Source organism: Pseudomonas lyxosi (genome assembly GCF_047758685.1).
GTDB lineage: Bacteria > Pseudomonadota > Gammaproteobacteria > Pseudomonadales > Pseudomonadaceae > Aquipseudomonas > Aquipseudomonas lyxosi.
In genome coordinates, this window is the sequence record NZ_CP180481.1 from 5,791,357 (window position 1) to 5,817,852 (window position 26,496).

At 61.7% G+C, this 26,496-nt stretch carries 20 protein-coding genes; 5 read left to right on the top strand and 15 right to left on the bottom strand.

From position 1 onward, the window contains the following. Position 1: 1 nt before the first annotated feature. The 10 genes from ACMXYI_RS26565 to ACMXYI_RS26610 all read right to left on the bottom strand — a co-directional run bounded on the left by ACMXYI_RS26565 (position 2) and on the right by ACMXYI_RS26610 (position 15,978). Positions 2–805, bottom strand: coding sequence for a hypothetical protein (locus tag ACMXYI_RS26565; RefSeq protein ID WP_415769854.1), 804 nt, complete (start codon positions 803–805; stop codon positions 2–4). Further along, complete coding sequence (locus tag ACMXYI_RS26570) at positions 786–2,492, bottom strand: GspE/PulE family protein (protein ID WP_415769856.1); 1,707 nt, start codon at positions 2,490–2,492, stop codon at positions 786–788. The genes ACMXYI_RS26565 and ACMXYI_RS26570 overlap by 20 nt, the downstream gene beginning before the upstream one ends. Positions 2,493–2,576: 84 nt before the next feature. Then, complete coding sequence (locus tag ACMXYI_RS26575) at positions 2,577–3,110, bottom strand: response regulator (RefSeq protein WP_415769858.1); 534 nt, start codon at positions 3,108–3,110, stop codon at positions 2,577–2,579. A 222-nt stretch (positions 3,111–3,332) separates the two neighbouring features. After that, positions 3,333–4,286 (bottom strand): peptidylprolyl isomerase, encoded by a 954-nt coding sequence (locus tag ACMXYI_RS26580; RefSeq protein ID WP_415769860.1) that lies wholly within the window; start codon positions 4,284–4,286, stop codon positions 3,333–3,335. Between the two features lie 15 nt (positions 4,287–4,301). After that, positions 4,302–5,852, bottom strand: a complete 1,551-nt coding sequence (locus ACMXYI_RS26585) for a cytochrome c/ABC transporter substrate-binding protein (protein WP_415769861.1) — start codon at positions 5,850–5,852, stop codon at positions 4,302–4,304. Between the two features lie 9 nt (positions 5,853–5,861). Beyond that, positions 5,862–6,500: an SCO family protein gene (locus ACMXYI_RS26590; RefSeq protein WP_415769863.1), complete on the bottom strand. Its 639-nt coding sequence runs from the start codon at positions 6,498–6,500 to the stop codon at positions 5,862–5,864. Next, positions 6,497–7,153 carry an SCO family protein gene (locus ACMXYI_RS26595; protein ID WP_415769864.1) on the bottom strand — a complete coding sequence of 219 codons (657 nt, stop codon included), beginning with the start codon at positions 7,151–7,153 and terminating at the stop codon, positions 6,497–6,499. Before ACMXYI_RS26595 ends, ACMXYI_RS26590 begins: the two co-directional genes overlap by 4 nt. 14 nt (positions 7,154–7,167) lie before the next feature. After that, positions 7,168–9,120, bottom strand: a complete 1,953-nt coding sequence (locus ACMXYI_RS26600; RefSeq protein WP_415769866.1) for a YncE family protein — start codon at positions 9,118–9,120, stop codon at positions 7,168–7,170. A gap of 36 nt (positions 9,121–9,156) precedes the next feature. Further along, positions 9,157–14,988, bottom strand: coding sequence for a manganese-oxidizing multicopper oxidase MnxG (mnxG, locus tag ACMXYI_RS26605; protein WP_415769867.1), 5,832 nt, complete (start codon positions 14,986–14,988; stop codon positions 9,157–9,159). 381 nt (positions 14,989–15,369) lie between these two features. Beyond that, entirely contained in the window at positions 15,370–15,978 is a 609-nt protein-coding gene (locus ACMXYI_RS26610; protein WP_415769869.1) for a lytic transglycosylase domain-containing protein, read from the bottom strand. Between the two features lie 195 nt (positions 15,979–16,173). On the opposite strand from ACMXYI_RS26610, the gene gspG reads away from it, so the two are divergent. From gspG to ACMXYI_RS26625, 3 genes are all read left to right on the top strand, one after another. Then, positions 16,174–16,608, top strand: coding sequence for a type II secretion system major pseudopilin GspG (gene gspG / locus ACMXYI_RS26615; RefSeq protein WP_415769871.1), 435 nt, complete (start codon positions 16,174–16,176; stop codon positions 16,606–16,608). A gap of 12 nt (positions 16,609–16,620) precedes the next feature. Beyond that, a complete protein-coding gene (locus tag ACMXYI_RS26620) occupies positions 16,621–17,808 on the top strand; it encodes a type II secretion system F family protein (RefSeq protein WP_415769873.1) in 1,188 nt (395 codons plus the stop codon). A 150-nt stretch (positions 17,809–17,958) separates the two neighbouring features. Further along, the gene (locus ACMXYI_RS26625) at positions 17,959–18,609 is read left to right on the top strand and encodes a hypothetical protein (protein WP_415769875.1); all 651 of its coding nucleotides are present in this window, start codon (positions 17,959–17,961) and stop codon (positions 18,607–18,609) included. Positions 18,610–18,756: 147 nt separating this feature from the next. Here the strand turns inward: ACMXYI_RS26625 and ACMXYI_RS26630 are convergent, their stop codons facing one another. Further along, entirely contained in the window at positions 18,757–19,653 is an 897-nt protein-coding gene (locus ACMXYI_RS26630) for a LysR family transcriptional regulator (RefSeq protein ID WP_415769877.1), read from the bottom strand. A 139-nt stretch (positions 19,654–19,792) separates the two neighbouring features. Here ACMXYI_RS26630 and ACMXYI_RS26635 point away from each other — a divergent pair, with 139 nt between their 5' ends. Both ACMXYI_RS26635 and ACMXYI_RS26640 read left to right on the top strand, forming a co-directional pair. Next, entirely contained in the window at positions 19,793–20,812 is a 1,020-nt protein-coding gene (locus ACMXYI_RS26635) for an alpha/beta hydrolase (RefSeq protein WP_415769879.1), read from the top strand. Between the two features lie 137 nt (positions 20,813–20,949). After that, on the top strand, positions 20,950–22,386 hold the full coding sequence (locus tag ACMXYI_RS26640) for a mechanosensitive ion channel domain-containing protein (protein WP_415769881.1): 1,437 nt from the start codon (positions 20,950–20,952) through the stop codon (positions 22,384–22,386). Positions 22,387–22,581: 195 nt separating this feature from the next. On the opposite strand, the gene ycaC is transcribed toward ACMXYI_RS26640, so the two are convergent. The 4 genes from ycaC to ACMXYI_RS26660 form a co-directional block, all read right to left on the bottom strand. Next, positions 22,582–23,208: an isochorismate family cysteine hydrolase YcaC gene (gene ycaC / locus ACMXYI_RS26645; protein ID WP_008032694.1), complete on the bottom strand. Its 627-nt coding sequence runs from the start codon at positions 23,206–23,208 to the stop codon at positions 22,582–22,584. A 68-nt stretch (positions 23,209–23,276) separates the two neighbouring features. After that, the gene (locus tag ACMXYI_RS26650) at positions 23,277–25,115 is read right to left on the bottom strand and encodes an amidohydrolase (protein ID WP_415769883.1); all 1,839 of its coding nucleotides are present in this window, start codon (positions 25,113–25,115) and stop codon (positions 23,277–23,279) included. Further along, positions 25,112–25,705, bottom strand: a complete 594-nt coding sequence (locus ACMXYI_RS26655; RefSeq protein ID WP_415769885.1) for an antibiotic biosynthesis monooxygenase — start codon at positions 25,703–25,705, stop codon at positions 25,112–25,114. Before ACMXYI_RS26655 ends, ACMXYI_RS26650 begins: the two co-directional genes overlap by 4 nt. After that, positions 25,698–26,114, bottom strand: a complete 417-nt coding sequence (locus ACMXYI_RS26660) for a DoxX family protein (RefSeq protein WP_415769887.1) — start codon at positions 26,112–26,114, stop codon at positions 25,698–25,700. Before ACMXYI_RS26660 ends, ACMXYI_RS26655 begins: the two co-directional genes overlap by 8 nt. Positions 26,115–26,496: the final 382 nt, after the last annotated feature.

The following is a 26,496-nucleotide window of genomic DNA, read 5'->3' on the forward strand; positions in this document are numbered from 1 at the left end:
GTCAGGCCACCGCCCGGGACATGACGTACAAGCCATCGCGTACGGATGCCCGGTTGTCGTCGAGGGTGCGCAGGTGCACACCGGGTACGTCAGGGTGCGAGTCAATGCGTGCCGGCGCGTGCAGGTAAACGTTCAGCGGCCGCTCGCTGGTGGACGCCTGCAATTGGCTTTCACGACCGATCAACGCGGTCAGCGCGGCGTCGCTGTCGCTGCTGCCCACCGAACGCACCGATGCCCAGCACCCTTCCCGCGCCAGCAACAACACACTGCGCACCGGTTCGGCGACGACGAACAGGAAGTCGCCGGCGTCGAAGCTTTTATCGAAGTGATTGAACGCCGCCATCAGGTACGGCTGCACCGAACGCAGGCGCAGACCACGCCCCGTGGCCAGCGTACGCAGATGCGTCAGCAGGTCTTGCGGCAGTGCGGTGGCGACCCGGTCGTAACCCGCCGGCTCAGCCGACAGCACCATGCTCCAGGGTTGCGTCGGTACGCCGTAAAGGTCTTCGAAACACAGTTGGGCAAACCCGAGCAATTCGGCAGGGCTGCTGATCTGTTCGCTCCAGGGCACCAGACAGAAGCGGCTGAAGTGTCCGGAGATCACCACACTCAATTCGGCACCGGGACGGGTGTATTCGCCTAGCAGACGGTCGAGGGTTTCCAGCGCCACGGCCCAGGCATGGAAGCCTTCGTCGATAAAACCGACGCTGCCCAGCCACTGGGTTTCACTGCCAAGGCGCTGGCCCAGACCGACACCACTGGCGCCGAGCACGGCGACAAAACGATCACGAGATAAAAGTGACACGATTGATCTCCTCGAGCGTGGTCCGCCCCTCTGCAACCAGCTCCAGTGCCGACTCGCGTAACAGGCGCAAGCCACGGCTGCACGCCAGGGCCTTGATTTTCGAAATGGGTTGGCGCTCGACGATCATTTGCCGCAGCTCGTCGTCGAGGTGCAGCAGTTCGGCAATCGCCGTACGCCCGCGGTAACCGGTGCCGCGGCAATGACCGCAGCCCTTGCCGTGGACAAAGTGGTAGTGATCGACCTGTTGCGGATCGAGACCGGAGAGGCGCAACTCTTCATCAGTCGGGTATGCCGGCGCGCTGCAACTGGAGCAGACCAGTCGGATCAAACGTTGGGCCAGCACCGCATTGAGTGCGGACACGAGGCTGTAAGGGTCGATTTCCATCTGGGTGAACCGGCCGATCACGTCGAACACGTTGTTGGCGTGAATGGTGGTGAACACCAGGTGCCCGGTGAGCGCCGATTGCACGGCGATCTGCGCGGTGTCGGGGTCGCGGATCTCACCGACCATGATCTTGTCCGGGTCATGGCGCAGGATCGAGCGCAAACCACGGGCGAAGGTCAGGCCTTTCTTTTCGTTGACCGGGATTTGCAGCACGCCCGGCAGTTGGTATTCCACCGGGTCTTCAATGGTGATGATCTTTTCCACGCCGTGGTTGATCTCGGTGATCATCGCGTACAGCGTGGTGGTTTTGCCGCTACCGGTGGGGCCGGTCACCAGCACCATGCCGTAAGGTTCGGCCGCCAGCCGACGCAGATGACGCAGGGTTTCTTCTTCGAAGCCCAGGGCTTGCAACTGCACGCCACAGACCTTGTCCGCCAGGTCCTGTTTGTCGAGGACCCGCAGCACCGCGTCTTCCCCGAAAATACTCGGCATGATCGACACCCGAAAGTCGATCTGCCGGCCGCTGATGCCGATCTTGAAGCGACCGTCCTGGGGCACGCGCTTTTCGCCGATGTCCAGTTCGGCCATGACCTTGACCCGGGAAATCACTTGCTCGGCGAATTCGCTGCCCTGGATTTTGCTGATGTTGTTCAGCACGCCATCGATCCGGTACTTGATCACCAGGCCGCTGCCGGTGGTGCCCAGATGGATATCGCTGGCGTGCATTTTCAATGCGTCGTAAAGGGTCGAGTTGACCAGTTTGACGACGACGCTGGCGTCCTCGCTGATGCTGGTCAGGGACAGGCTTTGCAGGGTATCGATTTCGACATTGGCGTCGGCCTGGGCGTTGAGTGATTCCACGGCGTGGAAGCTCTCTTCGTGGCGTGCCAGGTAGGCTTTCAGGTCGTCGGCATGCACCAGGTACAGCGGCGCGCCGTGCAGGCAGTCGTCGATCCAGGCCAGGCGTGAGGTATCGAAGGGGTCGGCAAACACACCGATGACCGCATCGTCGTGACGCAGCAGGATGAATTCGCGCTTGATGCATTGGGCCAGGGTGACCCGGTCGAACACCGGGGTGGCTTTGAACAGGCTGTCGGTGTCGAGCACCGGATAATGCAGGGTCGCGCCGAGGCACTGGATGAAGGGCATGGGGGCCAGTTCGCACAACCCCCCGAGGGCTTCCAGTACCCGTTCGCCGGAACTGGCGGCCAGGGAACGTGCCTGGGCCAGTTGTTCACTGGAAAAGCGAGACGGTACACAGTCCAACAGCGCCGGTTCGACGGCAAGGAATAGACGGTCCATGGCATGCTCTCCAACGCCGGGGGCTTTGAGCCCTGTCGACGCGGCAGGCCATTGCGGCGGATGCCGGAACGTCTTGTCGCGCCACTACTCCCCGGTGAGCAATTGTTCGTCGTCTGGTGCCATGGAGGTCGATAGACTTCGTCGACGATCTGCCAGCACCCAACTGCCGTCGTACAACTGCAGCGGGAAACTCTCGGTCCTGCTCTGGCGTCGTTCGACAAAACCTTGCGAATTGCTCATGCCTGCTTTGGGTTCGCGCTCCATCCCCAGAAGGTCGCAGACTGCTCGGGCCAATTCCGCCAATGGAAACGGTTTGAACAGGATATGGCTGACTCCCAGTTGCCGGGCCCGCTCACAGACTTCAGCGGTTGGGTGCCCGGTAATCAGCACAAAATGACACTTCCTGTTCAGGCGGACAGCATCGAGCACCTCAAAGCCTTCCATGTCGGGCAAGCGGTAATCGAACACCATCACATCGGGTGCAAAACGCTCGGCCTCGCCGATTGCCATCGCACCATCGTGAGCTATCCGGACGTCCAGCGCTTGCGCCTGAAGGTAATCCTTGAGGTTTTCGGCAAGCAGCTGTTCGTCTTCGACAACCAGTATTTTGTTTAACAAGGTCGACTCCTTGAAGCCGCAGGTCCGATGTTCCAGCCCTGGGAGTACGCGCCTTCACTGAGGCTAACGCACACTTCATGCCAGGCTGAGCGCCGGTTTTTTACCGTTGCACGTCTTTGATTTTCATGAAAAAACCATTTCGTCCAGAAACTCCATCCCCCAAAGGCGGGGAAGCACTCGGATACGCCTTGAAGCTTTTCCCCACTATTGGGGGGGGAACCTTCAATCATCGTCAATCCGTTCGATTCGATTGCTTGATCGCAACTGTGCGAGAACCTGAAGACGAGCTTGAGCCTGTTGCTGTCGGGCAAGGTAAGCCCGGACCATTTCAAGCCCTTGCACCTCTGAGACATCGGTCGCCTCCAAGTGGTTCTGCAGGTAGATTAAATGCCAGCCCAACGGCGTACGCACCGGTGCACTGACCGCCTCCGGTGCCAGGGCAAAGGCAGCGGCTTCGAATTCAGGCATCATCCGCCCACGAGGAAAATAGCCTAGATCTCCGCCCTCGCTAGCGGAAGCGTCTTCGGAACCGGTCCGGGCCACGCTGGCAAAATCCTCACCCGCACTGATTTTCACACGCATCTCCTCTAAGCGTAGCCGGGCTGTTTCAACTGTGGCGGCATCAGCGCCTTGAGGCACTTTGATCAGGATGTGCCGTGCCTGGATTTGTTCCGGCCGGCTCATCTCGGCGCGATGCTCTTCATAGAACGCACGGACCTGTTTTTCGTCAGGCCCGGCGACCTGGGTGAGGTCGGCAAACACTTGCTGGGCCGCGAGTTCACGGCGGGTGTACTCGGTGTAACCGACTTCGTCGAAACCGGCCTCTTCCAGGCGCTGGGCGAACACGTCGCCACCGCCCATGGCCTGCCGGGTCTGATCGACCTGGCGTTGCACCACCGCGTCACTGACCACCACCCCGCGCTTGACGGCTTCTTGCCAGAGCAATTCTTTGTCAATCAAGGCTGTCAGTGCTGCCTGACGTAATTTCTTGTAGGCCTTGGGGTTGCGGAGGCTGCCCACCGCCCGGCCCTGATCCTCCAGGTATTCGGCGAAATAGCGCTCCAGGCGAAACTCGGAAATTTCCTCGCCATTGACCCGCGCGGCGGCCGGGCCATTGCTGCAGAACGCCACGGGAACCCACAGCGTGAGCAGGAGCAACAGAGTCTTGAGCGCCATGATCGAGACCTCCAGTCAGGGTGTAGCGGCAATGGGTTTATAAGGCGCGACCAGATAAAAGCGCTGGTCGGGCAAGTCCACGGTGACGATATGCGCGCCGCGCAAGCCGAGGCGGCGGCCCGGACCGAAGCTGATCAGCGGGGTCAGCCCGGTATCGAAGTCATGTAGGCCTTCCAGCGCACTGATGAGTTTCTCCCGGCTGGCGTTGCGCCCGGCCTGCTTCATACCTTCGCTGAGCAGCAACATCGAACTGAACGCGCCGACTTGCAGCATCGCATGCTGACCGCCGAGCCCCTGGCGTTGGCGCAGTTGGGTCAGGGCCAGGCGTCCGGCCAGCGTCCAGTCACTGGGCACGAACGGATAAGCCAGAAACACCCGCCGGGAAAAATCACTGGGCACCTGCAACAGATCACCCGCCACCTGGTTCGACGCAGCGAACAGATAAGGCACCTGCCCCGCCGCCTGCAAGCGCTCGGCGAGGCGACTGAAACCGCCGCCGCCGCCCAGGTAAAACACCGACCGCGAGCCCAGTGGCAGTTCGTCTTGCGCCGAGTCGTAGACTTTCAGACTGACCTTTTGCCAGGCGTGATCCTGCAAGTACTGGCCGAGGCTCTGCGCCGCCAACCGTTGACTGGGCTCGTCCGGGTAAGTGATCAGCGTCGGTCCCTGGATCACCCGTAAATTAACGGTGGCGTACTCGGCCAGGGCGATCAGTTGCTCGCGCAACCCCGGCAGCGGTTCGAAAATCTGCCGACTGGCCTGCGCCGTGCCCAGCAATGACAGCGGTCCGATCAGCGGAATGCCGGCCCGTTCCAGGCGCGCGGCCAGGTCCGAGTCCAGTGCCGGCGCCAGCGGCGCGATCAGGGCGAACACCTGTTCCTGCTCGATCAATTGATCCAGTGCCTGCTCGGCACTGGCTCGGTCCGGGCCCGGATCGACGATGGTCAGGCGCAACTGTCGGCCATGAATCCCACCCGCTTCGTTGATTCGCGCCACGCTGCCCCGGAGCACCGCCGCCACCGTGGCGCCCTCCTCGCTCAACAGCCCCTGACGTGGCAACAACGTGCCCAGGTGCAGACTGTCGGCGGTCAGGCCGGGGTCGCGGTCCTCGGTCACGCGCTTGAGGTAGGCCGTGAGGTTGCGCTGATCATTCATCGACAGGACGAAGCGCGGCATCGCCGGGTCGAGCCGATTGTTGCCCGGATCACGCCCTTCCTGAATGGCACGCACCAACGTGCCTTCGGTATACGCCGGGTAATTACGGCCATTGATTTGCTGCTGGCCGTAAGTGCTGGTGAGCCGCGACCAGCTGAGATCCGGCGGTCGCACCCCGCCTTCGGGCCGCCCGAGGCCATCGGCGCCGTGGCAGTTGGCGCACGGCAGGCTGGTGGCGGGCAACAGTATGCCCGCCGCCCCGACCCGCGCCATGATCGGCTCGCCACTCGCGGACACACCCTCGCGATACAGCCGTTTGCCGGCGCTTTCGTCAGGGCTCAGCGGCAACGCATCAGCGGCGAAATGCAGGCCGCCAAGCAGTAGCAGGCCGAGAGCGAGTGAAGTTCTCATGGCGCGGGCTCAACGACCGGCCACGGGCATTGTCAGCAACTGCAAGCGCTGGGCAATGGCGGCGGCCGGGGCATCGGGACGGATTTTGCTCCAGCGTTTGTTGGCCACGTCACCCACGATCAATTGTGTTGAATGCTGCTCGGGGGTCGGCACGATCTGACCGATGCGCCCCAATACAAGGTCCATCTGTGCCTTGTCGCCGGTAAGAAAAAGCCAGTGAGGGCCATCGACGCCCTGCTTCAAGGTGTAAGCCTTGAGTACCGCCGGGGTGTCCCGCAGCGGATCACTGGTAAGGGAGATAAAAGTGATGCCGTCCGCCTTGTCGCCCAGCAACTCACGCACTTCCTTGAGCTTGCGGGTGATCAGCGGGCAGGCATCGTTGCAACGGGTGAAAATCACATTGAGCAGCACCACGCGGTTCTGCAGCGCGTCGCTGTAGAAACGCAGGGTCTCGCCGTTCTGGTCCTGCAACGGCGTGTCGGTGAACCAGGTTTTCGCATCGCGGGTGCCAGTGCCCGTAACCAAGCCGGGCGGTACGGCAACGGCGGACACCGCCGGTGCCGGCTCTTCGTGCCCTTCGTGGGCGGACGCCAGTGAACTGAACAGGCAAAAGCAAACCGTCAGAGTGATCCAGTCGAGGGCTCTCATGGCTGCTGCTCCATCGCGATGGCCGTGTGCTTGGCGTGGATGTTGCGCTGACCGCTGAGTTTCTCCACTTCACGGGCCAGCACCTTCGGGTCAGTGAAGCCGTAGTAGCGGGTCCAGTGACGGCTGTTGCCGTCACCCACCAGAATCAGTGGCTGATGGTTTTTGAAGTCCCCGCTGAAGGTGCCCAGTCCCTTGAGGGTTTCGTTGATCGATTGCGAGCTGCCGGTCAGCCAGCTCCAGCCCGGGCCTTTCTGGAAATTGCGGGCGTAGTCGTTCAGGCGTTTGGCGTCATCGCGCTGCGGGTCGATGCTGATCGACACCAGTTGCACTTCGCCGCCGACCCGGGCACCCAGCTGTTTTTGCACCTTGCCCATGATCGACGACACCACCGGGCAAACAGTGGTGCAGCTGGTGTAGATGAAGCTCATGACCACAATCTTGTTGGTCACCAGGTCTTTTTCCAGGCGCACCGCTTTGCCGTTCTGGTCCACCAGCATCACGTCGGCGAACTTGACTTGGGCGCTTTCCGAACGGGCGCTTTTGGCCGGCATTTCGTGACTGGCGTGTTCATCCGCCGAGTGGGCCAGCGCCTGGCCGATACCGGCGGCCAGCAGGCAGAACGTCAGCAGTCCACGGTGTGCGAATCGGTTCATGTCGAAACTCCTTTTTAGTGGGCATCGCCGGGCAGGACCCGAACGCTGGCAAAAGTCTTGTCGTCGAAACTCGCGCCCAGCGACGCCGCGCGTACGTGCAGGTACCAGGCGCCGTTCTGGTCGAGGGTCACCGGGGCTTCATAAACGCCGTCGCCCACTTCCAGCGCGGCGACTTGCTGGACCCGGGACGTCGGGGCCCGGAAGTAGCGCACCTGAACGTCCTTGACCCCGCTGCGCTGTGCCTTCTGCTTGCCCTGAACGATGCGAAAACGCACCACGTAAGGACTGCCGAGGGCGGCCGTGGACGTGTCGAGCATGAATTCCACCTTCGGCACATCCGGGTGCCGGGTGAGGGTTTTATCCGGCTCAACCAAAGCCGTGAAGCAATGGATGATGTTCGGCTGGTTCAGCAGGAAGGCCACGTCGAAACGTCCGGCGGCGGGCAGTTTGATCCGGGCGCTGTACAGCCCCGGCTCGACTTCGCGCAGGCTGCGGTCGATGACCATCGCCGCCCGCGCCACCTGCCCGCGATTGGGGTAGCCGGACATCGGCGCATTCATGCCTTCGGCGTAGAAGTAGGTGGTGTTGTCCACCGGGTTGACCACAAACACCGCGTTGTCGTCCCGCGACACCGCCAGGCTCGATGCCAGCGGCAGGTCACCGGCCAGCCGTGGCGCCTGAGGTCCGGCTTCGAAGCCCTGGCTGATCGGCGTGCGGCCATCACCCAAGGACGACAGGTTGATCATCGTGACCTTGGCCGACGCCAGTCCGCGAATGTAGGCGTAGGCCTTGGTGAACACCACTTGATAAGGTTCGGCGGACACGTCCGATTCATGGATCAACGAGTCGGTAGCCGCGTCGATCACCGAGGCCTGGTTCTCCAGGGTGTTGAGCGCGATGCCGAAACGACCGTCAGCGCTGAAACCCATCGGGCCCAGGCCCTGTTTCATCTTGATCACCCGCCGTACCGCGAGGCTGGTGGTGTCAACCACGGTCACCGTGCCGTCCTTGCCATCGGCGACATACACCGCCTGGGACAGCGGCGAGTACGCCACGGACAACGGGTGCGAGCCGGTCTTGAGTTGCTTGCTGATGGTCAGGCTGGCGATGTCGATAATGCTCAGCGTCCCGTCATCGCGGTTGGTGACGAAGGCAAAACGACTGTCCTTGCTGAAAGCGATTTCGTGATGCCCGGCACCGGTGGCCAGGTGTTTGAGAGTTTTGAGGCTGTGCGTGTCGATCACCGTCACCCCGGACGCCTCGGGCGATTTCGCGTTGTTGCCGACCCACAGCAGACGCTCATCCGGTTGTAATGCCAGCCGTACCGGGTTGCTGCCAGCCGCGACCGAGTCGATCAACTTGAATTGCTCGCTGTCGATCACCGCAATTTCATCGGCGGTCGGCATTGAGACGAACGCCCGCTTGTTGTCTCTGGGCGTGACCCAATCCATCGGCGGTTGCTTGATGTCGATCCGCGCCATCGTGCTGGTGATCCCGCCCACCGACACCGACGGGTCGACCACCGAGACGCTGGCATCGCGGTTCATCACCAGCAGGAAGTAGCTGTTCAGATCGAGCAACGGCCGCGCGCCAATGCTCGATTTCAGAAACACCCCGACCCGGGATTTGCAGCTGTGTTCGCGGCCCTGGGCCTGGTCGGCGGCGACGGTTTCCGGATCGAGCCAGGCACCGGGGGCGACACCCGACAGTGGCTGGCCCGAAGCGCTGTCAGTGACCCGAAAGCGCACGTCAGCGAATCCACCCTCGCGCAGCACGCCGTCCTGCGCCAACGGCCGCACCTCGAGCGCCACCGACACCCCGTCACGCTCAAGCGTCTGGCCGCTCCAGGTGTCCGGCAGTGCGACCTCGCTCAGCATGGTCGGGGCCGTCGTGCGCCACACTCCCAGCCAGATCAGCGCCAACCCCACAACCAGTGCACATCCGGCGATTTTGATGGTCCTGTTCATAACACTTCTCCCCTTCAGATCTGTGTCTGCTATGGCTCAAGGTGCCGGAGCCGGTTCAGGTTCGTTGGTCACCCGCAGCAATCCCCAAAGCCCGGCGGTGTTGCCGTAGGCCCCGTAATCACGGAACAGGTAGTCGCCCGGTATCGCGTTGCTGCCCCCGGCGCTCGGGTGCATGAAGCTGAAGTGCGCCGCCGGCAAGATGCTTTCGTGGGCGCCGATGTACATCGACATCGGGTTGTAGCCGAACCGCACCGAGCCCACCCCTGGTGTACTCATCGGATAGCCACCGGTATCGCTCTTCTCCGACTGGAACGGGTTGACCGACCAGACGTGACCATCCAGTTGGAAGGTCGTGCCACGGCTGCCACCGGTGGGCATCATGATGTGCGTGCGGAACGGTTGCCCCGGCTTGACGTACAGCACCGGCGTCTGCGGATCGCCTCCCACCAGCGCATTGCTGTACGCCATGTGCGCGTTGGGCACGTCGCCATAACCATGGCCATCGGCGTGACCGAACGGCGCATCCGGCGCCAGCCCGAAGCGGTACCACAGTGGCTCGGCCCTGTAGTTGATGGCCATGCTCGAGTTGTCCTGCGGATCGGTCGGTACACCGGCCTCCGAAGCAATACCTTCCACCGGACGACCATTGGCCCAGCGCATGTTCAACGCCTTCTGCCAGACCATCGCAAAATCGCGGTAGGTGGTCTGCCCCGGTGCGGTGACCGTCGCAGAGACTTTGCGTGCATCGTCAACCCAGGTGGCGCCGACCGGCAGGATGCTCATCGCACCGCCAAGGCCTTTCTGCGGTTGCTTGATGACGTCCGCCGGGGTGAAATTCAGCCCGCCAAACTCCACCGCCGTGGCGTTGATGTTGTCGACACTGCGGCCCAGTTGCGTGACCGGTTTGCCTTCACGCTCCAGGTGCCCGGCGTAGTACTGATAGGTACGCGTCGGGTACGCGCCGACATTGCCGACACGCGGCGGCACGGTCTGGATCGGGTTGGTGCCGACGTTAGTCCCGTCGGATTTGGTGATGTCGTACGCCAGCAGTTGTGCGTGCAGGCCCACTGTGCTGGACGGCCGCATCAGGTTATTGCTGAAGGTGGTCGAGCCCTCGCCATCGTGGCGGTCACGCTTGACCATGCCCATCACCGTAGCCGTCTGAGTCAGGTCCGGCATCACCATGGGCAGACGATTTTCCAGGGTGATGTTGATGCAATCGCCGGCCGCCGCGCGCAGCACCAGCGGTTCGACCGGCACACCAGGTTTGAGCTTGCCGGTGATCGGATCGAGGTCGCCCTTGCGTACATAAAGGATCGCCGTCGGGTCATGTAACGGGCCACTTTGCCCGCCGATGGTGAAGGTCGTCCCGTCCTCGGGGTCGTTCACCGTAACCTGAGGAATGTTCATGGGCCGCGAGTTGAACACCAGGGTACCGCCCGCCGGATTCAATGGCCCGCCGACATGCTGCCCCACCCCCGCCGGATCACCGATGGCCAGGTTCAACGGATTACGAAGGATGTCGTTGGCCAGCGCCGCGACCACTTCATAGTTGCGTTGTGGTGTCGGCCGGGTGCCGATGCCATTGGGGTTGGCGCCGATCCGTGGGCAGATGCCATCGAATGCCACGGTGTTGCGCATACCGGCCGGTTTCGCGTTGTTCGGCAGCGCGAACAGGTCGCTGCGTTGGGCCGTGTAGTTGCGCATCACGCCCCAGATCCCGCTCCAGTAACCTTCCAGGGAGGCGTCCATCGAGTACAGGTAATCCCCGGTGGTCGCGGTTGCGCTGGAGATCATCGACACCGGCGCATTGAAGCCCATCTGCTCGGAGATCCCGATCATTTGCGACGAGCGCCAGCCGGAGTTGGAGCTGTTGCCAAAACCGGAACCGCTTTGCAGCCACTTCACACCGTGCAGGGTTACGTTGTGCTCTTCTTCGTGACCACCGGCATGCACCCGCAGCCGCACGTTGTCCCCGGTGTAGGTGCGCAGCATCGGGGTGAACGGATCACCCGGTTCGGCGCCGCCACGGTTGATGTGTGGCGGAAACAGCGTGGTGCCGCCGGTTGGACCGGTGGCCGCAGTCACCAGGTTGGGCGCCAGGTTCATCGCCGGGATGGCCCGGTCGGTACGGCTTTGCATGGCGTACGCGAGGTCGCCGCCGAGGCCGTCGGCCTGCATGCCGCGCTTGCCGTCCGGCCCGACCTTGTTCGGGTCGTACACCCGCAGGGCCAGCGGTTCGTTGCGGTAATTGACCACGAACATGCCGGGGTCATCGACCGAGATTGCTTGTGGGCATGGCCGGCTTGGGCAACCGGGCATCAGTCCACCGCGGGCTTCGACCACCTGTTCAAGCAAGGTCTCGGCTTCTTTGCGCACCGGTGGGTTGATCGCGTAGCGGAAGCTGTCAGCCGTGGCCGGGAAAGCTTGCGGATTAGGCACGCCATTCGGACCAGCGCCCACGTACACACCCGCTTCATAGGCGTGCTGGAAGTCGCTGTATTCGAGGAAGAACTCACGGAAGCTGTCGTTCTTGCCGTCGCCGTCCAGGTCACCGGTGGACACCACCGCTTGCCACGAAGTGGGTCCGCCGTCCTGCCGCGCGCCGCTGTACAACGGCTCGCCGGTTTCGGCGTGGAACCAGGTCGAACCGGCCGGTTCTGCCAACACGGTGGCGTACAGACCGATCTGTTGGTGAGTCGATGGGCCGAGGTGGTCGTGGGTGAAAATGGTCCCCAGGCCACGGTCGACGCCTTTGGCGTTCACCACCGGATCGACAAACCAGCGCTGCATCGCTGTCCGCGCGCCAACCCAGTCGGCCCGGCCATATTGGCCGAAGAACGGGTGAGCCTTGGCTTTCGGGCAGGCCGGCGTGCCATCACGCGGATCGGTGCCTTGGCACTGGTTGAACTCGCGAATGGCGTGGATGCGTTCTTGCACTGCACCGGGGGAAAGCACGCCGTCTTCGTAGTTCCAGCCGTTGGCCGAACCGTCGGCGGCCGTCAGGTCCCATTTCGGCAGGTGAATGTGCTGGCCGATCACGTCGGTCGGCGTGCGCACCTGATAGTCGTCCATTTCATAGGTGGCCGGCACCAGGTTGGTTTGCTGGTACTGCACGCAGTCGAAGGTGTTCATGCGCATCACCAAAGGCTCTGGCGGACGCTGCTTGTTGATCACCGGCCAGGCGTCTTCCCACAGCGCGAGAATGCGCGCTTGCGGGAAGTGGTAACCGACCTTGTTGTAGACCGCGTCGAACTGAATGTTCGCGGCTTTATAGACCCGTGGACGGTCGGCGGTGAATGTCGAAGAACCGCTGAAGGACATGCCGTCGACCCGCTCACCGCTGTTGAACTCGCCGGTGCCGGCGCTGCTGGTCAGACGTTTTTGCCGGTCATCCATGCACGGTTCGTAATACGGTGCGCCCGCGATCGGCAAGGCGCCGTTGGTGCGGAAGTTGCGCGCCACGATTTGATTACCGGGCAGCACGGCGAAGCTTGGGTGGTCTTTTTTGGCGTGGAACGCCATGGCCGCCTGTTCGACTTCGGTGCCCTCTTCCGGCATGTAAATCGGCTTGGCGCGCGTCACTTCCTTGGAGAAATCCAGGGACGTGGTAATGGTGCGCGCCTGGCCACCGGAGGAGAAGCCGTCCAGAGAATGGCGCCCCAGGCCACCGTCCCAGCCACCGGACTGAGCCGGGTCGAGGTTGGCCCACAAGGCGTTGCCGCTGGTTTTCAAGGCCTGCGCCTTGGCAGCGTCGAGCATGTCCAGCGGTGGGGTCGGTGGGCGTTGGCCGACCGAGCTTTCCATGCCGCCGATCCAGAACGGATAGCCAGGGTTTTTCAGGCTGCCGTCGGCATTGCGGTTGGCTGCACTGCGATCCACCAGGGCCAGGGAACCGATGGCCTGAACGCCGCCGTTACCGCTGAGTTGTTCGTCGTCGTCATCGTCATCCTCCTCGTCATCGTCGTCATCACCACCGGCCACCAGGGTTGCACCGATTTTCGGCACGACCGCGACTTTGCCCGGCATCGGCGCCATGGCTTTGCCTGGCAACGGCACGACGGCTGGAATCGGTGTACCGGCAACGATCTCGCCATCGGGCAAGGCCCGGGCGCCTGCCGCCGGTTTACCGCTGCGCAGTGCATAAGGTTCGCTGTGATAACCGTCGGCGCCCTGTTGGGAAACCTCGAGTTTGGTGCCTTCTTCGAACACATCATGCACCCGCCACATGCTCCACATGCCTTGGGCAAAGTGCGGATAGAAGTGGCAGTGATAGATCGCATCGCCCGCGACCCGGTTGCGGTTGCCCGAACCACCGTTGGCGATTTCGTAGGTGTAACCGGCGCCCGGACCGATGCCTTGGGCGTCCACATAGTCGGAGTTGTCGTCGTTGGGGTTGAACAACCACTGGTGCCCGTGCAGGTGGAAAATGTGCTGCTCGTGACCGTTGTGGGTGTTGCGGAATTTGATGAAGTCGCCGATGTAGCTGTGGTTGACGTTGGACGGCTCGGACGGGTACAGCGCCATGGTCGCCTTGACCCCGATCTGATCGGCGCTTGGCGTTTCACCGGGACGAATATTTTCCAGGCCGGCGTTGGCCGGCACGTCCACCAGCATCGCCACGTCGCCGACGGTGTGCGAGCTGAGGAAGAATTCTTCATAGGCGCAGGACAGGCAATCGTGCATCGGCCCGACACCCAAACGGTTGGCGACCACTTCGGCGCCCATGCCTCCGGAGCCATAGTTGATCATGAACGAGTCGCGGGTCGGCTCCAGCACGTGGGCCATCACCGGGTCCGCCCAGTAAGCAGGGAACGCCTGGGTCGCGGCGGTTTCATCCTGGAACTGCGAGGCGAAATCGCGGAACGGTTCCAGACGATTCGGGATCGCCGGGTTGCGTTTGCCGATGGCTTCCAGCGGATAAGTCGACGGCGGGAAGCTGCCGTCGGCGTTGCTGCCCATCACGATCGCGTCGCTCTCACTGGAAATGATTTCATTGCCGTCGACCATGTTGATGATCGGCGTGCCTGCCTTGCCCTCACGGATCCACGGTTCACGCTGCGGGTAGCGCGCCTGGTAATCGACAATCGGTTGACCGGCCGGGGTGCGGCCGACGCTGGCCAGGCGCATCTCTTCTTCGGTCACGGTGTTGCGATAGGTGCGGCCGCCCTTGGGCACCACCACCACTTGGCCGAATAGCCCGTTGGCCACGTTGCCTGCATCCCCTTCTCCGCCGAAGGTCGCGCCGCGGCTGCTGGCGGCAAACGCCCCTTCGCGCTCGGCGTACAAGGTGTAGGAACGGGTCGCGCCGGGGGCAATCAAGGTATTGGCGTTGCGCCCGGTATAGGACGCAATGTCGTCGATGCTGTTGACCGCTTGCATGCCGTTGACCTGGAAGCCGACGTGGCGGTCGGCGACCTGCTCATCGACCTTGAATTGGTCTACGTTGCCGATGGCGACTTCGCCCTCAATCTCACCCTCCTCCCCGTTTTCGTGACTGCCGGGGTTGGCCTGGTAAGCGAGCAGGTTCTGCAGGTTGATGGTCAGGCAGTCACCGGCAGCGACGCGCAGTACCAGTGGACGAGGACGCTTGTCGGGCCGCAGCGAGACTTTGCCCGGCACCGCCGCCCCGCCCTGGGCCAGGGATATCTTATGGTCATCGACCACATCGCGGCGCAGGGCGAACATCATGCCGTTGACGTTTTGCGCGCCGAGGCGGTTGAACATCAGCGGCTGATCCAGCGCCACGACGTTGGCCACCAGATTGCGCTCGCAACGCACGGCCGCTTCGGCCAGCCCAATGCCCAGCATCGACGCCACCAACAGCAGCAGATTTAACAAGGACGGAGCGTAGGGTATGCCGGTCATGATCACGGGCCTCGCTATGGTACTCATTAGGAATAAGTCTCGACAAACCCCTTGAGCAATCCGCATGCCACAAATAATTTAGTTATTTTTCAATTGGTTATACGAACGACTTAACAACTCGGGGGATATTCCCCACCCATTCCCCCCACCATTCGGGGCTGAAGATAACTTCCCCAAAACGCACATCCCGTAGCAGCTGCCGAGCCTGCGAGGCTGCGTTCGGCTGCGCAGCAGTCGTAAAACCTGAGCAGGAAGTTTTCCTGAAACACTGCGTTGTCGGATCTCACGACTGCTTCGCAGCCGAACGCAGCCTCGCAGGCTCGGCAGCTGCTACCGGTTGTGTTGCCCCACTATTGGGGGAACGTGCCCCACGGTCCCCAATCACAGCGGCGCATCCGCGGCCAGACCCTGCAAGCGTCGGTATTGGCGCAAGACACTGGGCACGTAACGCTGGGTTTCGGCGAACGGCGGGATCACCCCGCCACGGCTGAGCACCGCTTGCGGCCCGGCGTTGTAGGCCGCCACGGCGAGGCTGATGTCGTTATCGAACAGGGTCATCAGGCGCTTGAGATATTTGGCGCCACCCTGAATGTTGGCTTTCGGGTCGTAGACATTCTTCACCCCCAACTCCCGGGCGGTGCCAGGCATCAATTGCATCAACCCTCCAGCCCCTTTGGGTGACCGCGCACGGGAGTCATACGCGGACTCGGCCTGGATCACCGCATGCAACAGCGCTGCCGGTAATTCATTGGCCGTGGCAGCCGCCGAAACCAGCTCGGCATAGGGCTGCCGGGCAATCATCTGCGGTTGCTGATCCATGCTGACCCGGGTGGGTTCTGGCTCGTGAATCACCCGTTCATAGGTGCGGCCGGGACGGTGGACATTGGACAGAACGTAGCTGCCCTTGGCGTCCACGGAAACGAACACATCGGCCTGTACGACGCCGGTCAGCACCAGCAGACCGAGCAGTCCTGTGGTGAGTGTTTTCATTTTTTCGCCTCCCCTGCCCGGCCCCGAAAAATGGGGCTAATGCCCCAATGGCCGGTAGTAAACCAGCCGTATGCAAGCACTGCGCCGGATGCGCAAAGGCCCGTAATGCAGGGGTTGCAGAAGAATCTCCGGGCATGTGCATGGCAATTGCATAAGCCTTCACGGCGACCCTTCTGCCGACTGTGTGAGGTCATCATGAATCAGCGTTTGCGTTCCGCCCCGCGTACTCAACGCGGGTTCACCCTGCTCGAACTGTTGGTGGTGTTGGTGGTGCTGGGGCTGTTGGCTGGCATCGTCGCGCCGAAGTATTTCGCCCAACTGGGCCGCTCCGAAGTGAAGGTGGCCAAGGCGCAAATAGAAGGCCTGGGCAAAGCACTGGACCTGTACCGTCTGGAGGTCGGTCATTACCCATCGACCGAACAGGGTTTGCAGGCGCTGGTCACCGCGCCCAGCGATGAAACCAAATGGACCGGGCCTTACCTTCAGAAAAAACTGCCGCAGGATCCATGGGGCCGTAACTACACCTATCGCTACCCCGGCGAAAACGGCGAATACGACTTGTTGTCCATGGGCAAGGACGGACAACCCGGCGGCGAAGGCGAAAACGCCGAAGTCACCAGCTGGCAATGACGGGAGGCGATCATGCGTTTTCATCTCAAAGCCGTTGGCAAGGCCGGCGTCGTCTCGATGACCGTCGAGGCGCTCGGCCACAGCGAAGCCCGGCGCATCGTCGAAGACCAGGGCTATCGGGTGATCAGCCTGTACGCCGAGCGTCACTGGCGTGCGCTGCGCGTCAGGCAGCGCGAGACCTTCAACCTGGTGCTGTTCAGCCAGGAACTGACCACGTTGCTCAATGCGGGCCTGCCGTTGATCGATGCGCTGGAAAGCCTCGCGGAAAAAGAGAACGCGCCCCAGGCCCGCAAGACCTTGAGCGAACTGGTGCGCCTGCTTTATGAAGGCAAATCGTTCTCCCAGGCACTGGCCCAGTTGTCGGCGGTATTCCCTCCTCTTTACGTTGCGTTGGTACAGTCCAGCGAGAAGACCGGCGCCGTGGGCGATGCCCTGGGCCGCTATGTCAGCTATCGCCAGCGCATGGACGAGGTTCGGCAAAAAATCGTCAGCGCTTCGATCTACCCCCTGCTATTGCTGGTGGTGGGCGGTGGCGTGGTGTTGTTTCTGATGGGCTACGTGGTGCCGCGCTTCAGCCTGGTGTTCGAAGGGCTGGGCTCGAACCTGCCGTGGCTGTCGCAGATCCTGATGAGCAGCGGGATGTTCCTGCACGCCCATCAGGGCGAATTCTTCGGCGCATTGCTGGCGATCATCGTCGCCCTCACCTTGCTCCAGCGCCAACCGGCCTTTCGTCGGGGCCTGGACCGTGTGATTGAAAAACTTCCGGCGGTCCATCAACGCATTTTCATGTACGAACTGGCGCGCTTCTACCGCTCGCTGGGGATTCTGCTGCAAGGCGGCATTCCCCTCGTCACCGCCATGGGCATGGTGCGCGGCCTGCTCACCGTCGCCTCCCGCGCGCGCCTGGACCAGGCCTGCGAACGGGTGCGCGAGGGCCAGTCGCTGTCGACCGCCCTGGAACTCAATCATCTGGTGACACCGGTGTCCCTGCGCTTGCTGCGCGCTGGCGAGCAGTCCGGCAACCTGGGGCAAATGATGGAGCGCAGCGCCGACTTCTACGACGAAGAAATCAGCCGCTGGATCGAATGGTTCGTACGGCTGTTCGAACCCTTGCTGATGACCTTCATCGGCCTGCTGATCGGGGTGATTGTGATCCTGATGTACATCCCGATTTTCGAGCTGGCCTCGAGTATTCACTGACCCGCTGGAACAGGGTCGAGTTGTACCGTTCATCGTTCATCCACGTTGCAACTGAATTAATCAGCGCGCTGCGGTGTTCACCCATTGAATCGAGCAGCAAGTTGCATTGTTCATCAACGTTCCAACCTGAATAAGAAGACGGAGAACGACATGCACATCAACAAGCTTTTACTGGCAGTAGCGATTGGCGCAGTTCTGTCGGCGTCTACCGTATTGATTCCAGACAGCCTGTCCGGTGTATCGAGCGCACAGGCCAAGGATGGCGGGAGTGGCGGAGGGGGCGGCTCTGGTGGCGGGGGCGGTGGTGGCTCTGGCGGTGGAGGTGGCGGGGGCTCTGGCGGCGGTGGTGGAAGCGGTGGCGGCGGCAATGGCGGCGGTCACGGCGGAAGCGGCAGTGGCGGCAGTCACGGTGGAAGCGGCAGTGGCGGCAATAGCGGCAGCGGTCACAGTGGCAGCGACCATGGCTCGGGCCATTCGGGCAACTCGGCCTCATCCTCTTCCGGGCGCAGTGGCACCCACGCCGAACCGGGGGATGATCACGGCGTTCACCACGCGGGCGAAGTCGGCCACAATCGCGGGGTTCATCACGCCGGTGAAATCGGCGACGATCACGGTGTGCATCGCGCCGGTGAAGTAGGCGACGATCACGGTGTGCATCGCGCCGGTGAAGTCGGCGACGATCACGGCGTGCATCGCGCGGGTGAAGTCGGCGATGACCACGGCGTGCATCGCTCCGGTGAAGTCGGCGACGATCACGGCGTGCATGTCGGCGGTGAACCGGGCGACGACAAAAAGAGCTGACAAACACTGATCACAAGAACCCCACAAACCCTTTGTAGGAGCGAGGCTTGCCCGCGAAGGCGTCGTGACATTCAACACAAGCGTTGACTGATACGACGCCTTCGCGGGCAAGCCTCGCTCCTACAAGGAATTCTGTGATCCGGCGCGCTACAACCCACCCTGAGTCTGATCCAGCCGCTCCCGCAAAAACTCGATCAGCGCCTGCACTGGTCGCGAACTCTGGCGATGCTGCGGATAGACCGCCGACAACGTCAACGGCTCGGAACCAAACGCGTCCAACACCGGCAACAGCCTGCCGTCCTTCAGCGCCGAACCCACTATGAAGGTCGGCAAGTAAGTAATCCCCATACCGGCAATCGCCGCATCCCTGAGCAGTTCACCATTGTTGACCCGCATCCGCCCGGTGACATTGACCACCATCGGCTTGCCCTGCCCTTCGAAACGCCATTGCACCTGACGCCCGTGGCCGTAAGGCAGGCAGTCATGATTGTGCAAATCTTCGGGTTTGAGCGGCGTACCGCGTTCAGCCAGGTAAGCCGGGCTGGCGCAGTACACCCGCTGGATGGAAGCGATGCGTCGGGCGATCAGCGTCGAGTCCTCCAGAATGCCGATGCGCAGCGCCAGGTCATAACCCTCACTGAGCAAATCCACCGGCCGATCACTGAGGTCGACCTCCACCGTGACATCGCGATAACGCTGCAAAAACACCGGCAGCAAACAGCCCAGATGCGCCACCGCAAACGACAACGGCGCGCTCATACGAATTGTGCCGCGAGGCTCGGTGGTCTGGCCGGCGATGCCCTGCTCCACTTGCTCGACTTCGCCCAGCAGGCGCAAGGCTGACTCGTAATAACTCTGCCCCAGTGGCGTCACGTCCAGTCGCCGCGTGGAGCGATTGAGCAGCCGCACCCCCAGACGCTCTTCGAGTTGCATCAACCGCCGGCTGACGAACTGCTTGGACAGGCCCAATTGATCGGCCGCCGCGGTGAAGCTGCCAGAGTCCATGACCTGGCAAAAAATACGCATATCTTCGAACGGGTTCATTGTCACGCCTTGGTTGACAGTCAAACACTTTATAGCCGCTTTTTCCTTTTTAGACACCTTATTAATCTGTGTCCACGGTGCAGCGACAGCCGCTGCTTCTACACCAAAACCCGAACGCACAATTAAAAAGGAATTAACCATGAACATCGTGAAAAAAACCCTGACCGCTTCCCTCCTCGCCTTGGCCGTAGGCAACGCCTTTGCCGCTGGCAGCCCGGGTGTCGAACACAACACGCAAGCCTTCCTCGAAGCCCTCGCTGCCGGCGGTGGCAAGCCGCTTGAGCAACTGAGCCCTGCAGATGCCCGTGCAGTACTGACCGGCGCGCAAAACTCGGTGAAGGTTGATCTGGCGGGTGTGGACGTCAGCGACCGTGCGATCAAGGTCGATGGGCAAACCATCAACCTGAAAATCGTGCGGCCGGCCAAGGTCAAAGGTGAATTGCCGGTGTTCATGTTCTTCCACGGTGGCGGCTGGGTGTTGGGCGATTACCCGACTCACCAGCGTCTGATCCACGACCTGGTGGTCGGCTCCGGTGCTGTCGCGGTGTATGTCGATTACACGCCGTCGCCGGAAGCGCACTACCCGACCGCAATCAACCAGGCTTACGCCGCGACCCGTTGGGTGGCCGAGCATGGCAAGGAAATCGGCGTCGATGGCAAACGCCTGGCCGTGGCCGGCAACAGCGTCGGCGGCAATATGGCGGCGGTCGTGGCCTTGATGGCCAAGGAACAGAAAACTCCGGCGCTGCGCTTCCAGCTCTTGATGTGGCCAGTGACCAACGCACAGTTCGACACCGGATCGTACCGGCAATTTGCTGAAGGCCACTTCCTGACCAAGGGCATGATGAACTGGTTCTGGGACAGCTACACCACCGACACAGCCGAGCGTGCGCAGATCCATGCCTCGCCGTTGCAAGCCAGCGCCGAACAGCTCAAAGGTTTGCCAGCGGCCCTGGTGCAAACCGCCGAGTTCGACGTGTTGCGTGACGAAGGCGAAGCCTATGCGCGCCACCTCGACGCGGCCGGGGTGCCGGTCACGGCCGTGCGCTACAACGGCATGATTCACGACTTCGGCCTGCTCAACCCGCTGAGCCAGATTCCGCAAGCGAAAGCGGCGGTTCGTCAGGCGGCATTGGAACTCAAGACTCACTTGAACTGAGTCCACCTCGCCACACAGCAATGTGTGGCGAAGCTGCTTGCCCTTGTAGTAGCTATGTGGCGAGGGGATTTATCCCCTCGCCACAGTTCGACAGCTGCTACATGAATCGAAAGCGTTATTTTAGCCGGAGTTTCCCCATGTCCTTTTTCCTCGCCCATCTGCTGTCCTGGAGTGCCTTGCTGCTGGTGATCGACGCCGTGCTCTGGCACCTCGCGCCTTTCCGGCATCGCGTCACGCGGGTTGGCGTGCGGCTTGCGCTGTTCGCGATGTTCAGCACCCTGGTGATCAATGCCGGCGTGAGCCCGTTGCAGGCGCCGCTGTTGGCTGAGGACCCTGTCGCGCAACTGAGCGCCACGGCGCTGGGGATTCTCTGGTGGCTGTACGCCGCACGGGTGCTCACCGAGGTCATCGGTCTGGTACTGATGCGCCGCATCGGTCACAGCGGTCGGTTGCTGCAGGATGTCATCGGCGCGCTGGTGTTTCTGATCGCCATCGTCGCGGCGGCTGGTTATGTGCTGGAGCTGCCGGTGAAAGGTTTGCTGGCGACTTCCGGCGTCGTGGCCATCGTCGTGGGCCTGGCATTGCAAAGTACCTTGAGCGACGTGTTTTCCGGGATCGTGCTCAACACCACCAAGCCGTATCAGGTGGATGACTGGATCATGATTGACGGCGTCGAGGGCAAAGTGCTCGACATCGACTGGCGCGCCACCCACCTGCTGACCAGTGCCGGCAGTACGGCAGTGGTGCCGAACTCGGTGGCGGCCAAGGCAAAAATCGTCAACCTCAGTCGGCCGAACAACATGCACGGCGTGTCGATCAGCATTAAGGTGCCTAACCACATTCGCCCGCGTCGGGTGCTGGATGCACTGGACCGCACGCTTCAGGGCAGCAGCAGTTTGCTGCTCAACCCGGCACCGAAAGCAGTGCTGAAAGAGTCTGGCGAAACCATGTCCGAATACGTAGCCAGCGGGTTTATCGCCGAGTTGGGTAAAAAAAGCGAAGTGCGCAATCAACTGTTCGACCTGGTGCATCGGCACCTTGAAGCGGCGGGGATTTCCCGGCAGCTCGATGGCGTGATTGAACCGACGACCCGCGCACGGGCGTTGCTCGATGAAGTGAAAATCTTCCGTTCCTTGAGCGAGGATGAGCGTGATCAGATCGCCCAGTCGATGGTCCCGCAGCAGTACGCGGCAGGTCAGGTGGTATTGGAATTGGGCGAAGTGCCAGACAGCTTGATGGTGATCGCCACCGGCGTGGTCAGCGCCACCGTGCCCAATGGCACTGGGCAAACCGAAGCCGGGCGTATGGGGCCGAGCGAAGTCATGGGCGAGCAAAGCATTCTCGCCGATACGCCCTCGCAGGCGACCTTCACCACATTGACCTCGTGCATCATTTACCGGATCGACAAATCCCTGACCCGTAACTGCATGGAACAACGTGTCGAAGTGGGTCGGGCGTTGAACAAGCTGCAGGCGGTCAGACAGCAGAGCAGTCGGTTGGCGTTGATGACCACACCGGTACCGATCAGGAAAAGCGGATTCCTGAGTTGGCTGCAGAAACGTCAACACGATTAGTTTTTGTGTTGAGGAGCTTTTGTGGCGAGGGAGCTTGCTCCCGCTGGGCTGCGAAGCAGGCCCATTTTCTTGTGAGCGCTGCGCACTCAAGCGGGAGCAAGCTCCCTCGCCACAAAAAAATCATCACAGAAAGGTGTTGTGTCAGACACAAAAATGCCCGCGCATTCGCGGGCATTTTTCTGTGCGATCGCAAACTTATTTCGACGTCAGCACCGAGTAGCTGTTCATCAAATTGCGGTAGTTCGGAATGCGCGGTGACAGCAGGTTCGCCAGGCCTTCCATGTCGTTGCGCCAGTCGCCCTGCAGCTCGCAGGCCACCGAGAACCAGTTCACCAGTTGAGCACCGGCCGCCGCCATGCGCGCCCAGGCTGCTTGTTGCACGGTTTCGTTGAAAGTACCCGAGGCATCGGTCACCACGAACACTTCAAACCCTTCAGCCAGCGCCGACAGCGTCGGGAACGTCACGCAAACGTCGGTGACTACACCGGCGATGATCAGTTGCTTACGGCCAGTGGCTTTAACGGCTTTGACGAAATCTTCGTTATCCCAGGCGTTGATCTGGCCTGGACGCGGGATATACGGCGCGTCTGGGAATTGCTCTTTCAACTCGGGAACCATCGGGCCGTTCGGGCCGTTTTCGAAGCTGGTGGTCAGGATGGTCGGCAGCTTGAAGAACTTGGCCACATCGCCCAGGGCCAGTACGTTGTTCTTGAATTCGTTCGGCGAGAAATCCTGAACCAGCGAGATCAGGCCCGTCTGGTGGTCGACCAACAGGACAACGGCGTCATCTTTGTTCAGGCGTTTGTACGGAACGTTGCTCATGTGAAACTCCTCGGTGGATGGGTATTACATACGGCGCCGACGTGAAGGGTCGGCGCTTTTTTTGATCGTCAGAACGCGAAGCACGAGCAGCCAAACGCGCCCCAGAAACCCGCAAAATCGCTGACCGGCGCATTCGACAACCGCGCCTTTTCATGGCTATGGGAATGCACGCCGCACGGCCCGCTGCAATGGTGAACCTGCGCCTGCATCGGTGAGGTCGGACGCCAGTGCCCCGGCACTTTCACCACCGGTGACCAGTCCGGCAGCACCGGTACGCTGGCCGGCCCGAGTTTTTCGAAGTCACCGGCGGCGTACACCACCTTGCCACCGACCACGGTCAACACCGACTCGATCCACTTGATCGCTTCTTCGTCGACGCTGAAAAAATCCGCGTTCAAGGCTGCGACGTCAGCCAGTTGGCCGACCTTGATCATGCCTTTCTTGCCCTGCTCGGAAGAGAACCAGGCGCTACCGTGGGTGAACAGCTCCAGTGCGGTTTGACGAGACAAGCCCTCGGCATGCAGTTCCAGGCCCCCGACCGTGCGACCGCTGACCATCCAGTACAGCGAAGTCCAGGGGTTGTAGCTGGACACGCGCGTGGCATCGGTGCCGGCGCCGACCGGTACACCTTCGGCCAGCATGCGTTTGATCGGCGGGGTCGCTTCGGCGGCTTTGGCGCCGTAACGCTCAACGAAATATTCGCCCTGGAATGCCATGCGATCCTGAATCGCGATACCGCCACCCAGCGTCCTCACCCGCTCAATGTTCTGCGGTGTAATGGTTTCGGCGTGGTCGAAAAACCACGGCAAACCGTTGAACGGAATGTCGCGATTGACCTTCTCGAACACGTCGAGCATGCGGCTGATGGATTCGTTGTACGTGGCGTGCAAACGGAACGGCCAGCGCTGCTCGACCAAGTGACGCACCACCGGCTCCAGCTCGTCTTCCATGGTTTGCGGCAAGTCCGGACGCGGCTCAAGGAAATCCTCGAAATCCGCCGCTGAGAACACCAGCATTTCCCCGGCGCCGTTGTGCCGCAGGTAATCGTCGCCCTGATGCAGGGTCACGCTGCTGGTCCAGTTTTTGAAATCGGTCAGCTCTTCCTTGGGCTTCTGGGTAAACAGGTTGTAGGCGATGCGAATGGTCAGCTGCTGGTCCTTGGCCAACTGCTCGATCACCTGATAATCGTCCGGATAATTCTGGAAACCGCCGCCAGCATCGATGGCGCTGGTCAGGCCGAGACGATTGAGCTCGCGCATGAATTGGCGGGTGGAGTTGACCTGATACTCCAGCGGCAACTTCGGCCCCTTCGCCAGCGTCGAGTACAGAATCATCGCGTTGGGCCGGGCGACCAGCATGCCGGTCGGCTCACCGTTGGCATCGCGCACAATCTCGCCACCCGGCGGGTTCGGCGTGCTGCGGGTGTAACCGGCCACGCGCAACGCGGCACGGTTGAGCAAGGCGCGGTCGTACAAATGCAGGACAAATACCGGGGTATCCGGCGCGGCCTGATTGAGTTCTTCGAGGGTCGGCATGCGCTTTTCAGCGAACTGGAATTCGTTCCAGCCACCGACCACACGCACCCATTGCGGCGTCGGCGTGCGGTCGGCCTGATCCTTGAGCATGCGCAGTGCGTCGACCAGTGAGGGGACGCCTTCCCAGCGCAATTCGAGGTTGTAGTTGAGGCCACCACGGATCAGGTGCAAGTGCGAGTCGTTGAGGCCGGGAATGACGCAGCGACCCTTGAGATCGATGACCTGTGTGCCCGAACCGCGCAGGGCCATGGCGTCGGCGTCGGTGCCAACCGCGACGAAGCGACCATCGCTGATCGCTACAGCGCTGGCGCGTGGGTTTTCACGGTCAACGGTATGAAATTGGCCATTGAATAAAATCAGATCGGCGTTCATCGCGTTTCCTTGGGCTGAGTGGAAGAGGACAGCCAAGGCGCGAACAAACGCGTCGCCATCGGCATGAACAGGTACACCACCGAAACGACGATGGTCAGCGTGATCAGGAACGTCGCGACCACGTAATTGGACAGGAAGGCGCTGAGCTGCAGCAGCGGCCCCCAGATCAGCGGCACCAGCAAGGTATGCGGCAAAATCACCAACAACGTCACCACGGCCTGCTTCCAGCGCGGCGGTGGCGGAGAAGCGGCGTCGGCTTGCGGCGCGAACCAGAATTCGTTGACCGGATTGACCTCGGTCTGGTCGCCGTCAGCGAGCATCGGCGTGGCTTCGTTGACCAGTTCCAGCCGTTGCGGCGAATCGAGCCAGCGCTGCATCGATTCGGTCGAGCAGAAGCGCAGCACGCAGGTGTACAGATCAAGACCGGCACTCTTGCCGCGAATCACATCGACGCCCAAGTGCCCTTCCTGCTGCCCGGCAATGCTGACAATGTTGCGCAACCAGGCTTCGTAGGGCATTTCAAACCCCGCCTTGATCCTGTGCTTGATGACCAGGGTCACGACTTCCTCGAAACGATTGGATTCAGGCATAACGCAAAGCTCCAGGGAAACGGACATTGAGCGCCAGCCGTCCCGGCCCGGCGATAAGAAGGCTGGTGAACAGAATCAACAGCAGCCAACCGAACTGCCCTTCATCAAGACTCCATTGCGCATGCACCACCAGCAGCGCGATCAGCAACACCGCCAAAATCGGCAGACACGCCAGACGCACCAGCACCCCGGCGATGATCAGCAGCGGGCACAGCACCTCGGCAAAAATCGCCAGCATCAGCGTGGCGTTCGCGCCCAGGTGGAAAGGGTCTTCGATGACTTGCAGTTGAGCGTTGTAGTTAAGCAGTTTCGGCAAACCATGCACCCACAGCAGAAACAAACCGCCGCTGACCCGCAAAAAAAACAACCCGAGATCCTGGGCTCGTTCATCCCATCGCGAAGCGTTCATGGGCCACCTGCTCTAATGAAAAACCACCGGCAGCGATGTGCCGGAACGTCATTCGATAGTGCCGGTGTGGGGGCGGGAAAAATTGGATGTGTGTGCTCTTTTTGTGTATGAGCCTGGATCTGAAAACTGACGAAGATCCCCCGAGGGCGCGGGCTTGAACTGGCCTACGATGGCGGAGGGTCAGCCAACATCACTGTCGACTGGAAAGACCGCCTTCGCGGGCAAGCCGGATCGCCGCACCGCTGCTCCCACAGGGGATTGGTGTACATCTGCACGAGATTGGTCGGCTGGCAGGCCGATCGCAGCCTCGTTGCACTCGACAGCTCCTACAGGGGGATCGGCGTACACGTTTTGCTTCTCACCACTCAACAGGCCGAGCGTT